Annotated in this window: 10 protein-coding genes and 2 rRNA genes; all 12 read left to right on the top strand. The window is 35.5% G+C overall.

The window, feature by feature from the left end:
• Positions 1–252 (top strand): 23S ribosomal RNA (locus A9G40_RS05910); the annotation flags it as partial.
• Positions 253–422: 170 nt separating this feature from the next.
• Positions 423–538: ribosomal RNA gene (rrf, locus tag A9G40_RS05905) — 5S ribosomal RNA — on the top strand.
• 588 nt (positions 539–1,126) lie between these two features.
• Positions 1,127–1,699, top strand: a complete 573-nt coding sequence (gene rppH, locus A9G40_RS05900) for an RNA pyrophosphohydrolase (RefSeq protein ID WP_065568308.1) — start codon at positions 1,127–1,129, stop codon at positions 1,697–1,699.
• Complete coding sequence (lgt, locus tag A9G40_RS05895) at positions 1,696–2,565, top strand: prolipoprotein diacylglyceryl transferase (protein ID WP_065582292.1); 870 nt, start codon at positions 1,696–1,698, stop codon at positions 2,563–2,565. The genes rppH and lgt overlap by 4 nt, the downstream gene beginning before the upstream one ends.
• A complete protein-coding gene (gene thyA, locus A9G40_RS05890; protein ID WP_065582291.1) occupies positions 2,562–3,356 on the top strand; it encodes a thymidylate synthase in 795 nt (264 codons plus the stop codon). The genes lgt and thyA overlap by 4 nt, the downstream gene beginning before the upstream one ends.
• Positions 3,357–3,604: 248 nt before the next feature.
• Positions 3,605–4,555, top strand: a complete 951-nt coding sequence (gene lpxL, locus A9G40_RS05885) for an LpxL/LpxP family Kdo(2)-lipid IV(A) lauroyl/palmitoleoyl acyltransferase (RefSeq protein WP_065568311.1) — start codon at positions 3,605–3,607, stop codon at positions 4,553–4,555.
• Between the two features lie 46 nt (positions 4,556–4,601).
• Positions 4,602–5,684, top strand: a complete 1,083-nt coding sequence (gene rlmM / locus A9G40_RS05880) for a 23S rRNA (cytidine(2498)-2'-O)-methyltransferase RlmM (protein WP_065582290.1) — start codon at positions 4,602–4,604, stop codon at positions 5,682–5,684.
• A 20-nt stretch (positions 5,685–5,704) separates the two neighbouring features.
• Positions 5,705–7,546 (top strand): penicillin-binding protein activator, encoded by a 1,842-nt coding sequence (locus A9G40_RS05875; protein WP_065582289.1) that lies wholly within the window; start codon positions 5,705–5,707, stop codon positions 7,544–7,546.
• Complete coding sequence (locus A9G40_RS05870) at positions 7,512–7,883, top strand: YraN family protein (RefSeq protein WP_218057389.1); 372 nt, start codon at positions 7,512–7,514, stop codon at positions 7,881–7,883. Before A9G40_RS05875 ends, A9G40_RS05870 begins: the two co-directional genes overlap by 35 nt.
• 15 nt (positions 7,884–7,898) lie before the next feature.
• Positions 7,899–8,477, top strand: coding sequence for an SIS domain-containing protein (locus tag A9G40_RS05865; protein ID WP_065568336.1), 579 nt, complete (start codon positions 7,899–7,901; stop codon positions 8,475–8,477).
• Positions 8,478–8,573: 96 nt separating this feature from the next.
• The gene (gene gyrA, locus A9G40_RS05860) at positions 8,574–11,264 is read left to right on the top strand and encodes a DNA topoisomerase (ATP-hydrolyzing) subunit A (protein WP_065582288.1); all 2,691 of its coding nucleotides are present in this window, start codon (positions 8,574–8,576) and stop codon (positions 11,262–11,264) included.
• 94 nt (positions 11,265–11,358) lie between these two features.
• Positions 11,359–12,669: a glutamate/aspartate:proton symporter GltP gene (gltP, locus tag A9G40_RS05855; RefSeq protein ID WP_065582293.1), complete on the top strand. Its 1,311-nt coding sequence runs from the start codon at positions 11,359–11,361 to the stop codon at positions 12,667–12,669.
• Positions 12,670–13,077 lie beyond the last annotated feature (408 nt).

Raw genomic sequence — 13,077 nt, 5'->3', positions numbered from 1 at the left:
GCTTCTAGTACGAGAGGACCGAAGTGAACGCACCGCTGGTGTTCGGGTTGTGATGCCAATTGCATTGCCCGGTAGCTACGTGCGGAATAGATAAGTGCTGAAAGCATCTAAGTACGAAACTAGCCTTGAGATGAGTTTTCCCTGAAGAGATTCAGTAAGGTCCGTTTGAGACTAAGACGTAGATAGGTCAGGTGTGTAAGTGTAGTGATACATTGAGCTAACTGATACTAATGAACCGAGAGTCTTAACCTTACAACTCGGAGTTGTTTTGGAGTTACGCGATTGGATGATTGAAGTTGATATATTTAGAGAGATTGACTTTAAATTGTTTAATAAATGAGAGAGCAGTTTGTTCCGGATTGAGCAATTGCTGTGGATATGAGATAATACATGGTAATTGAGAGAAGAGAAGACAGGATATGTCTGGCGGTAATAGCGCGGTGGTCCCACCTGACCCCATGCCGAACTCAGAAGTGAAACGCCGTAGTGCCGATGGTAGTGTGGGTATTACCCATGTGAGAGTAGGGTGCCGCCAGACTTTTAAATTTAGTGAAGCTCAGCAGCGATGCTGGGCTTTTTTACGTTTGGTATTTTATTTAATGGAGCTCTGATTTGTATAGTAATATCTAGAGCGGATAGTCCGAAGAATAACGGATTGAAGATGATAAGTTGATGTTGAATTGATGTTGGAATGAAATGAGTTCACTAATTGCCTTTAATAAGCCGTTTAATGTTGTGACACAATTTTCGGCGCATGAAAAATATCAAATGTTAAAAGACAGTTATTATACTAATAGCTTTTTACTTAGAGTACGTTGATTGTTAGTTCATCAACTGGTTATAAAAGGTTTTTCCCTAATTGAGATGAAAAAATTTTAATGATGGCAGGGGTTACTAAGTTTGGCTTAATACCGACGTGAATAAAACTACAGTTTTATGCTGACCGACATCCTCGCTAGTAGTTTGCGGGTTGGTAAATTAGGTAACTTTGTTGAGCAAACTTTTTATGAACTATTATATAGTTTATATAAAGATATATTTACATGATTAATTCATTTTTTTATTTATTTATTGCCACATGTATGAAACAATTTAGGTATTAAAAATAATTTTTTTGAGGTAGTCAGTGATCGATAATGATGGCTACCGTCCAAATGTAGGAATAGTTATTTGCAACAGGTATGGTCAAGTACTTTGGGCTCGTCGATATGGGCAAAATTCTTGGCAGTTTCCTCAGGGCGGAATAAAAATAAACGAAACGCCTGAACAGGCAATGTTTCGTGAATTAAATGAAGAAGTTGGTTTATCGTCAAAAGATGTGAAGATTTTATCTGTTACTAATGGTTGGTTGCGATACAAACTACCCAAAAGGATGATCCGTTGGGAAAATCAGCCAGTTTGTATTGGTCAAAAGCAGAAGTGGTTCTTATTAGAATTGATATCTGATGTGTCAGCAATTAATCTCAATATGTCTTCAACACCTGAATTTGATGATTGGAGATGGGTAAGTTATTGGTACCCTATTCGTCAGGTTATTGCTTTTAAAAGAGATGTTTATAGAAAGGCAATGAAGGAATTTTCTTTACCTGTGTTTACTATACAATCTGAAATTGCACCCCCGATGACTAATGTTTCAAAAAAGAAACGGTTTAACTTCTTTGCTCATAAACGAAAAAACAAAAAGCGTATTAAAAAATGAATCAATATTTACAATTTCCTAATTTTGATCCGATAGTTTTTTCTATTGGACCTATATCACTTCATTGGTATGGTGCTATGTATTTATTTGGGGTACTCGGTGCTCTTTACTTGGCTAAACGCAGAGCAAATAAACCGAATAGCCAATGGACATCACAGCAAGTTGAAAATTTATTATTTTGGGGATTTTTAGGCCTTTTTATTGGTGGGCGGTTAGGTTATGTGTTCTTCTATAACCTTGATGCTTTTATTAAAGATCCTGTGATTTTATTTAAAGTCTGGGAAGGAGGTATGTCTTTTCATGGTGGCTTAATTGGCGCTGTTTGTGTTATTGCTATTTTTGCTAAAAAGACAAATAAAAGTTTTATGCAAGTAGGCGATTTTGTTGCTCCTCTAGTTCCTATTGGTCTGATGTTTGGGCGGTTTGGTAATTTTATTAATGGGGAGCTTTGGGGACGAGTAACTGATTCGCCTATAGGCATGCTATTTCCAGCTTCCTCGCATGCCGATTTTATGTATGTTCAGACTCATCCAGAATGGTTTTCTCTATATTCTCAGTTAGATGGTATTTTACCAAGACATCCATCGCAGCTTTACGAAATGCTATTTGAAGGTGTTGTGCTGTTTATTATCTTAAATATTTTTATTCGAAAACCAAGACCAACGGGGGCTGTATCTGGGTTATTTTTGCTTTGCTATGGTTTATTTAGATTTGTTATAGAATTTTTTAGACAGCCAGATGAGCAATTAGGTTTATTTTTAAATATTTTTAGTATGGGGCAAATTCTATGTTTACCAATGATTATTGGTGGCATTTTAATGATCTTACTTGCGTATAGATTTAACAAGAAGGCAAAAATACGATGAAACAATATTTAGCGTTAATGCAAAAAATTTTAGATGAGGGTACCTCTAAGTCAGATCGAACAGGCACAGGAACGCTATCTATTTTTGGTCATCAAATGAGATTTAATTTACAAGAAGGCTTTCCCCTTGTGACGACTAAAAAATGCCATTTACGTTCAATTATTCATGAATTACTTTGGTTTTTGAAGGGTGACACAAATATTAACTATTTAAAAGACAATAAAGTAACTATTTGGGATGAATGGGCTGATCAAAATGGTGATTTAGGTCCTGTATATGGTAAACAGTGGCGAGCATGGGGTGCTGATGATGGTCGTCAAATAGATCAAATTTCGCAGTTAATTGAGCAAATTAAAAATGATCCTGACTCTAGACGTATGATTGTTTCTGCTTGGAATGTCGGTGAATTAGACAAAATGGCATTAGCACCGTGCCATGCTTTTTTCCAATTTTATGTTGCAAATGGTAAGCTTTCTTGTCAGCTGTACCAGCGTTCTTGTGACGTATTTTTAGGGTTGCCTTTTAATATTGCAAGCTATTCTTTGTTAGTTCACATGATCGCACAGCAATGTGACTTACAAGTGGGGGACTTTGTGTGGACCGGTGGTGATACACATCTTTATTCAAATCATATGGAACAAGCCCATTTACAATTAAGTCGTGAGCCAAAAGTATTACCAAAATTAATGATTAAACGTAAACCTTCAACAATTTTTGATTATAATTTTGAGGACTTTGAAATTATGGATTATGATCCTTACCCAGCGATTAAAGCCCCTGTTGCAGTTTAAAGCTTGGTAAAGAATTTTTAGGAAATAGATACATTTTGTGTATGTTTTATTACTAAATAAAAATGAGAAAATAAATATTAGGGATTAATCAAATTATTTCCTAATGTTTATTTTAAATTATCATTTTTACTCAAAACAAAAATTAAAGGAAGTATTTATTTAAATGTAAGTATTTTATTTTCTGCTTCGCAAATCAAGATATGGTATATAATAATCTACTACTGTTTAAATAGCTATTTGATCTTACTATGAGCCCAAATCAGGAAATTCGCCCTATTTTTACTAAACGGTTACTGCACCCTCGTTATTGGTTAACGTGGTTTGGTATCGGCGTTTTATATGTAACTGTTTTATTACCTTACCCAGTTATTTACCAAATTGGTAAAGGACTAGGTTTACTTTCAATGCGACTGATCGGAAAACGTAAAGAAACAGCAAGGCAAAATCTTAAGCTCTGTTTTCCAAAAAAATCGCAACAAGAACGAGAGCAGATGTTGCGTGAAAATTTTATTTCGACTGGCTTGGCTATTTTTGAGACAGGTATGGCTTGGTTTTGGTCAGATAAACGGCTTGCGAAATATGTTTCTATTGTTGGCGACTTTAACATTACAAAAGTGCAACAATCAGGCCAAGGTGTTTTGCTTATTGGCATTCATTTTTTAACTTTGGAATTAGGTGCTCGTATTTTAGGAATGAGCCATCCTGGTGTAGGTGTTTATCGACCCAATGATAATCCGGTCATGGATTATGTTCAACTTAAAGGTCGGCTCAAGTCAAATAAATATATGCTAGACCGTCATAACACAAAAGGGATGATTCGTGCACTAAAAAATGGCGAGCTGTTGTGGTATGCGCCTGACCACGATTATGGTCCTAAAAATAGCGTATTTGCACCACTATTTTCAGTTGAAAAAGTGGCAACAACGGTGGGAACTCGCATATTAGTTAAATTAGGTCAGCCTGCAATTATTCCCTTTACGCCAAAACGTGAAAAGGATGGTCACTACACAGTTTACGTTACCTCAGAACTGGAAGGTTATCCAATAGATGATGATGTACGTGCTGCTACTTTTATGAATAAAGTCATTGAGCAAGAAATTTTAAAAGCACCAGAACAATATATGTGGTTACATCGGCGATTTAAAACTCGCCCAAAGGGAGATGCTCCTTTATATACCGATAATGTTCAATCCGATTAAAATTGCTGTTATTTATAGCTTTTGTTGAAAGAGTAAAAATTACAATATGCAAAAACTAAATAAAATTATTTTATATTGTCGCTGTGGATTTGAAAAAGAGTGTGCAGCAGAAATTACCGATAGAGCAGCAAAAAAAGAAATATACGGCTATGCAAAAGTGAGAGAAAGCAGTGGCTATGTTGTCTTTGAATGTTATCAAGATAGTGATGCACAATTGATAATAAAAGATTTAGCTTTTCGAACATTAATTTTTGCAAGACAAATGTTTGTATCGGGCGATTTATTAACAGATTTGCCGACAAATGATCGAATTTCTCCTATTATTGATGCATTAGCTGGTCTTATCGATAAAGCTGGCGATTTGCGTGTTGAAGTTGCCGATTCAAATGAAGGCAAAGTGCTTTCTGGATTTTGCCGAAAATTTACTGTTCCCCTTCGCCAAGCATTGCGCAGTAAACGTATTTTATTAAAAGTCCAAAATCCATTAAGACCTGTAATTCACTTATTTTTTATCAATAATAATAGCTGTTATGTTGGTTATTCGCTAAGCCAAAATAATTCACCTTTTTATATGGGCATTCCTAGACTAAAATTTCCAACTGATGCGCCAAGCCGTTCTACACTAAAATTAGAAGAAGCTTTTCATATTTTTATTCCTTATGAAGAATGGGATGAGCGTTTAAAGGGGGGGATGAATGCGGTTGACTTAGGTGCTTGTCCTGGCGGTTGGACTTATCAGTTGGTTAAAAGATGTATGATGGTTTATGCCATTGATAATGGGGCTATGAATGAAAAACTAATGGAAACAGGGCAAGTTAAACATTATCGTGAAGATGGCTTCAAATTTGTGCCTAAAAAGCATAATATTTACTGGTTGGTTTGTGATATGGTTGAAAAACCAGCCAAGGTAACTGAATTAATAGCCAAATGGCTGATTAATGGCTGGTGCAGAGAGGCTATTTTTAACCTCAAACTACCAATGAAAAAGCGTTATGAAGAAGTAAAACAAAGTTTACAATTGTTAAACGATGAATTAAATAATAAAAAAATCAATGTACAAATTCAGGCTAAGCAGCTTTATCATGATCGAGAAGAAGTGACCGTTCATGTACAACGAATTTGGGGATAACAACTTACAAGAGAATGGGTATGAATTTAAAACGCTCCTTTTATATTATGTTAATTATGTCACTATTTACATTTTTGGCAGGATGTACTTTTGAAACATCAAAGCAATCACTTAGCTTTGATAATAACAAAAATTCTAGTTATTATTTATCACAAGCAGATAATAGTTCTGGCTCTGTGAAAGTTAATTGGCAATTATTAGCTATTCGAGCCCTAATAAAAGAAAATAAATTGACACAAGCAAACACATTATTATCAAATTTACCTTCCGATCTTAATGCTGAACAGAAAGAAGAAAAATTATTATCACAAGGTGAAATTGCTGTAAAAAAAAGGCGTCCATTTGACCTTAATCAATTAACGATTGTTGATTTGAATAACTCACAGCTATATCGCTATTATATGATAAAATTAGGCTTAGATATAAATAGTAAAGATATTAATGCCCAAGCTCATGATTATCTTCAATTAGAAAAATATGTATCTGAAACTGAAAAAAGGCAACTATTAAACAGTACATGGAATTTTTTTAGTAAGTTAAAGGCTGATAAAATTGGTAAAGTTTTAGTGGGTGAAGATGACATTACATTACAAGGTTGGATTGATTTGGCATATGCTTATCAACAAAATAATGATGTACCTGTTCCACAAGATGATGATACGCCAGACACAATTGCTACAAAATCTCAAAATCAAAAGCAATTATTAAAACAAGCCATTAATAATTGGGCTATACAATACCCTGATCATCCAGCTAAAGAAATTATATCAATATTGACTGGTGAACAAACGCTTGCAGTTGATGCTAATGGAAAAAAGGTTGCTTTATTGTTACCATTAAGTGGTTCTTCTCGTATATTTGGTGAAACTATTCGTCAAGGTTACATTGATGCTATAAAGTTTTTTCCACAAGAACCGCAACAAAATGTAATTGTAGTCGATACAACTAGCGCTCCTATGGATGCTTTAATCCAGCAAGCACAGGAACAACATGTTGAATTAATTGTCGGTCCTTTATTAAAAAATGAAGTAACTAAAATAAAAGAGCTAGCGCCTGCTATCCCTGTTTTAGCCTTGAACAAAGTTGATAAAACAACTACTTCTGCTAATAAAATGTGTTTTTTTGCTTTATCTCCAGAAGATGAAGCAAAAGATGCAGCTGACCATATTTATTCCCAAAATAAAATAAAACCACTGGTATTAGTGCCTCAAAATGATTTGGGAAGGCGTGTTGCGCAAAGCTTTGCAGCACAATGGGCACAACTGTCGGCAAATAGTTCACAAGCTTACGTACAATATTTTGGTAACGCTAAAACACTAAGTGCTAATATGAATCACAATGTCGGTATTAGCCTTGCGGGAAGCCCTATTTCGAATGATGAAGTATCATCAGGTGAAATGATATCGGCTGGGTTTGATGCTATTTACATTTACGCATCATATGATGAATTGACGTTGATAAAACCAATGCTTGATATGGGCGCTAATAAGAATATTGGTAACTCATCTGCTGTCATGCTTTATTCAAGCTCAAAAAGCCATGTTGCTAATGCTTCTGATGATTTTTATTATGATATGAATAAAACTGAATATGCTGAAATTCCTATGATTCAAAAGGATAATGTGAATACAAAGATACCTAGCAATGTTCAGAAAGATTATTCGTTAATGCGTTTATATGCCATGGGGATTGATGCGTGGAGGCTTACCAATCGATTTAATCAACTCAATTCATATCAACTCAATTTTCTAGATGGTATGACTGGTAAATTATCAACAAGTGATCAATGTGAAGTGACTCGCTCACTCTCTTGGCAGCAATACATTTATAGCGGAGCTAACTCTGATTCGAAAAGCGAATAAAAAACAAATTGGTGAGTATTATGAAAATATTGCTTGCCAATACCTACTTAAGCAAGGACTCAAACTTCTGGCCTATAATGCCCAATTTCGCTTTGGTGAACTTGATTTAATTATGCTAGATGGTAAATGCCTTGTTTTTATTGAAGTACGTTATAGAAAAAATGCCAATTTTGGCCATGCTGAAACGACTGTGACGTTAAATAAGCAAAATAAAATAAAGCAAGCTGCTCAGCAATGGATGATAACGCAAAATTTAAATATTGAAGATACAGAGTTTAGGTTTGATGTTTTTGCTATTACAGGTAAAAGTCAAAAATGGATTATTAACGCATTTTAATTTTTGGGTGAAAGCGTGCAAGATTTAATTAAAAATTATTTTACTGAAAGTATTCAAACTCAAATTGTGATGGCAGAATCACTTGGTTATTCTATTGAAAAAGCAGCAAATATTATTGTTGAGAGTTTACTTAATGGCAATAAAATAATGAGCTGTGGTAATGGCCCATCTGCTGCTAATGTACAAAGCTTTACTTCGCGTTTGATCACCAGTATTAATATCGAAAGACCAAGCATTCCTGCAATAGCTCTTGTATCGGACAATGTTTTATTAAGTGCAATTGCCAACCATGAAGAAATTTATGCTCGCCAAATTCAAGCATTAGGGCAGCAAAGTGATGTTTTAATTATAGCAACGTGCCAAGGAAATAGCAGAGCCATTATTCGAGCCGTTCAAGAGGCAGTAATTAAAGACATGAAAATTGTCGCTTTAACTGCTTTTGATGGAGGCGAAGTTATTGGTTTGCTTGGGCAAAATGATATTGAAATAAGAGTCCCATCTTACAACAAAGTGATGGCATATGAAATGCACGCAATGATTTTAAATTGCTTATGCCAATTAATTGAAAATACATTGTTTATTCATAGCGAATAAGTTGAAATAAAAACAGTTTAGTTCTGCATTAATAGCGTTTTTATGCTATATTATAGCCTGTTATGATGACTTAAATTAATAAGAGAACATGGTGTTATGACCGAATTAGCCAAAGAAATAACCCCCGTTAATATTGAAGATGAACTAAAATCCTCTTATCTTGACTATGCAATGTCTGTTATTGTTGGACGTGCTTTACCTGATGTCCGAGATGGCTTAAAGCCTGTTCATAGGCGTGTTTTATTTGCTATGCATGAAGCGGGATATGAGTGGAATAAACCTTATCGAAAATCAGCTCGTGTTGTTGGGGACGTTATCGGTAAATACCATCCACATGGTGATTCAGCTGTTTATGATACAATTGTGCGGATGGCTCAGCCATTTTCATTACGTTATATGTTGGTTGATGGTCAAGGAAACTTCGGTTCTGTTGATGGTGATTCAGCAGCGGCAATGCGTTATACCGAAATTCGGATGCAAAAATTTGCTGGGGCGTTATTGACTGATCTTGATAAGGAAACAGTTGATTTTTCACCTAACTATGATGGTTCAGAAATGATCCCCGATGTATTACCGACTCGTATCCCAAACTTATTAATTAACGGCTCTTCAGGGATTGCTGTTGGTATGGCAACAAATATTCCTCCACACAATCTCTCTGAAGTTATTAATGGTTGCCTAGCTTTTATTGAAGATGAAAATATTTCGGTTGATGGTTTAATGGAGTATATTCATGGGCCAGACTTTCCAACCGCAGCATTAATTAATGGCCGTAAAGGCATTGAAAATGCTTATCGTACAGGTCGTGGCATTATTTATATTCGGTCTAAAGCGACAATTGAAGTCGATGATCATAGTGGGCGGGAAACCATTATAGTCCACGAGATCCCATATCAAGTTAATAAGAAAAAATTGATTGAAAAAATCGCAGAATTAGTTAAAGATAAAAAAGTAGAAGGCATCTCAGCATTACGTGACGAATCTGACAAAGATGGTATGCGTATTGTTATTGAAATCAAGCGAGATGCGGTTGGTGAAGTTGTATTAAATAATCTTTTCTCGTTGACTCAATTACAAGTTTCGTTTGGTATCAATATGGTTGCTTTACATAAAGGTCAACCAAAGCTTTTAAACTTACGTGACATGATTGAAGCTTTTGTCCTTCATCGTCGAGAAGTAGTAACACGTCGAACAATATACGAATTACGTAAAGCTCGTGAGCGTGCTCATGTATTAGAAGGTTTAGCGATAGCACTTGCTAATATTGATCCTGTGATTGAACTTATTCGAGCTGCATCAACGCCTAGCGAAGCAAAAACGAAATTATTAGCGCAAGCTTGGCAATTAGGTAATGTTGCTGCAATGCTTGAAAAGGCGGGTAATGATGTTGCTCGCCCTGAAGATTTAGCACCAGAATTTGGTATTTGCCAAGAGCACTATTACCTATCAGAGGCACAAGCACAAGCTATATTAGATCTTCGTTTACATCGTTTAACAGGCCTAGAACACGAAAAAATTCTTGATGAATATAAAGATCTATTAGTTCAAATTGGTGAGTTATTGCGCATCTTAGCTAGTTCAGAACGCCTAATGGAAGTGATTCGCGAAGAACTAGAAAGTGTTCGTGACCAATTTCAAGATGCAAGGCGAACTGAAATTACGGCAAGCAGTGCAGATATCAATATTGAAGACTTAATAGCTCAAGAAGATGTCGTTGTTACGCTTTCGCACCAAGGTTATGTCAAATATCAGCCGCTTTCAGATTATGAAGCTCAACGTCGTGGTGGTAAAGGTAAATCGGCAACTAAAATTAAAGAAGAAGACTTTGTTGAAAAATTATTAGTTGCTAATACTCACGATACTATTCTTTGCTTCTCTAGCCGTGGCAGATTGTATTGGATGAAAGTTTACCAACTTCCTGAAGCTAGTCGTGGTTCGCGAGGGCGCCCAATAATTAATTTATTACCGCTTGAAGAAAATGAACGCATTACCGCAATTCTACCAGTTAGAGAATTTGATGATGAACATTGCGTATTTATGGCAACAGCGCAAGGTACCGTTAAGAAGACGTCATTAATTGAATTTAGTCGCCCTCGAAGTGGGGGGATTATTGCGATTAACTTACGTGATGATGACGAGCTAATTGGCGTTGATTTAACGAGTAATGAAACGTCTGATACCGTTGATGATGAAGAACTTAATGATGATGCCATTGTTGATGAGATTGAGAATGATGATGAAGTTTCTCAAATCTCTAATACAGAAGATATTATGTTGTTCTCTGCAAATGGTAAAGTTGTTCGATTCCCAGCAAATAAAGTTCGCTGCATGGGGCGAACCGCGACGGGCGTTCGAGGTATTAAGTTAGAGGGCGATGACAAAGTCGTATCACTGATAGTTCCTCGAGGAAATGGTGCAATACTAACAGCAACTCAAAACGGTTATGGTAAGCGTACTGAGAAAGAGTTATACCCAACTAAATCACGCGCAACTAAAGGAGTGATATCTATTAAAGTGAGCGAACGAAATGGTGCAGTTGTTGGTGCAGTACAGGTTGAAGAAACCGATCAAATCATGCTGATTACTGATGCAGGTACTTTAGTGCGTACTCGAGTATCTGAAGTAAGTATTGTTGGTCGAAATACTCAAGGTGTAACCCTGATTCGAACAGCCGAAAACGAAAAAGTTGTTGGACTGCAGCGAATTGCTGAAACGGAAGATGAAGTTGAATCAGAATTATCTCAAGATGCTTACGATAGTGATGATTCCACTCAAGAATCTGAATAATAATTTTTAATTACAAAAAAGGATTAGTCGGTATTGCTAGTCCTTTTTTGTTTTCCAATATCGTGAAAAGGAATAGAATTACATGTCTTTCTCAATAAAAAAAGTCTTAACTAATCTTGCATGGCAGATTTTGATTGCATTAATTTTAGGGATAGCGGTGGGGGCTTATTTATTTGAACTCTCTACTCCTAGCCACCCTTTACACTCTTATTATCAATTTTCGATAGTCAACATTTTCCAACCAGCGGGCGATATTTTTATTCGTTTAATTAAAATGATTGTCTTGCCTATTATACTTAGTACATTAACTTTAGGTATTGCTGGTATTGGTGGTTCGAAACGATTAGGGACATTAGGTCTAAAAACAATACTTTATTTTGAGATTATTACCACGATTGCTATCTTATTAGGTCTTTGCTGGGGAAATATTTTTGCGCCGGGAGCGGGAATTGACTCTTCAACACTTGCAACAGCAGATGTGAGCAAATATGCAAAGGCTGCTGAAGAATTAAGTGGAAAACCTCATGGCTTAATTGTCATGATTCTTGATATGATTCCTGCAAATATCTTTAAAGCAATGGCTGATGGAGCTATATTGCCTGTTATCTTTTTCTGTGTCTTTTTCGGCTTAGGTCTAATGTCGTTACCAGATAAACAGCGCGAGCCTTTTGTATTTTTCTTAAAGGTTATCTCTGACACAATGTTTAAAGTTACTAACATGATTATGCGTTATGCCCCAATTGGTGTATTTGCTCTCATTACTGTGACAGTTGCCAAATATGGTTTTGAATCTTTATTACCACTACTTAAACTGATTCTAACTGTTTATTCAGCGATGATTATATTTACATTAGTGGTACTTGGTCTTGTTTGTAAAATTTGTCATTTTAATATTTTCACACTGCTAAAAATATTGAAAGAAGAACTGGTTATCGCATTTTCAACTGCAAGCTCTGAAACAGCATTACCGAAAATTATTGAAAAAATGGAGTCATATGGTGCACCAAAATCAATTACAAGTTTCGTTATTCCAACTGGTTATTCATTTAATCTTGATGGCTCAACGCTTTATCAAAGTATTACAGTCATCTTTCTAGCCCAATTATTCCATATTGATTTAACTATTTTAGATCAAATTATAGTTGTCATTACCTTAATGATAGCTTCTAAAGGTATAGCAGGAGTACCAGGTGCTTCAATCCTTGTGTTATCCGCAACCCTTGGCAGTGTTGGCATTCCCCTTGAAGGGATTGGTTATATTATGGGGGTAGAGCGTATTTTAGATATGGGTAGAACGGTTGTTAATGTGGTTGGCAATGCATTAGCTGCAATTGTTATAGCTCGCTGGGAACATGTTTTTGATGACAAAAAAGCAAGAGCCTATGAACAACAATATTTGAAATAGAGTTATTTGTTTACTGACAAAAGCGCCGTTAACAACTGGCGCTTTTTTATTTTTTCAAGGAGTGCTTTTAAATAGCTAACCATCTTAATTGCTATCAGTTGTATGATTTTGGGCTTAAGTTATTCTTAATTTAAAATAGTAAAAAAGGCAGGCTAACATGCAAGTATGGGTAATAAGTTGGTAGGCAGATATTGATAGTTATGATGGTTATGTATAGAAAAGAAAATAAAAAACCCAGCATTTGCTGGGTTTTCAGATTGATGACAAACCTCGATATAATTTGGGGTTTATTTTTTTATTTAAACCATAAATAGGCTTTTTAATTTGGATTTTATTAAATAAATTAAAAAATAGCTTAAAAAAACGTAACAAAAATAGCTTTATCGCTATTTTCTTGATATTTTGAGC

This window comes from Gilliamella sp. Nev3-1 (assembly GCF_001690435.1).
GTDB classification, from domain to species: domain Bacteria; phylum Pseudomonadota; class Gammaproteobacteria; order Enterobacterales; family Orbaceae; genus Gilliamella; species Gilliamella apicola_C.
Note: the sequence above shows the minus strand (reverse complement) of the source record. Positions and strands in the feature narration are given on the sequence as shown.

What these genes read in the sequence shown, in the direction of transcription:
- lgt (WP_065582292.1), top strand. Translation starts at nt 1,696, where the DNA reads ATGAATCAATATTTACAATTTCCTAATTTTGATCCGATAGTTTTTTCT.
- thyA (WP_065582291.1), top strand. Translation starts at nt 2,562, where the DNA reads ATGAAACAATATTTAGCGTTAATGCAAAAAATTTTAGATGAGGGTACC.
- lpxL (WP_065568311.1), top strand. Translation starts at nt 3,605, where the DNA reads ATGAGCCCAAATCAGGAAATTCGCCCTATTTTTACTAAACGGTTACTG.
- rlmM (WP_065582290.1), top strand. Translation starts at nt 4,602, where the DNA reads ATGCAAAAACTAAATAAAATTATTTTATATTGTCGCTGTGGATTTGAA.
- A9G40_RS05875 (WP_065582289.1), top strand. Translation starts at nt 5,705, where the DNA reads ATGAATTTAAAACGCTCCTTTTATATTATGTTAATTATGTCACTATTT.
- gyrA (WP_065582288.1), top strand. Translation starts at nt 8,574, where the DNA reads ATGACCGAATTAGCCAAAGAAATAACCCCCGTTAATATTGAAGATGAA.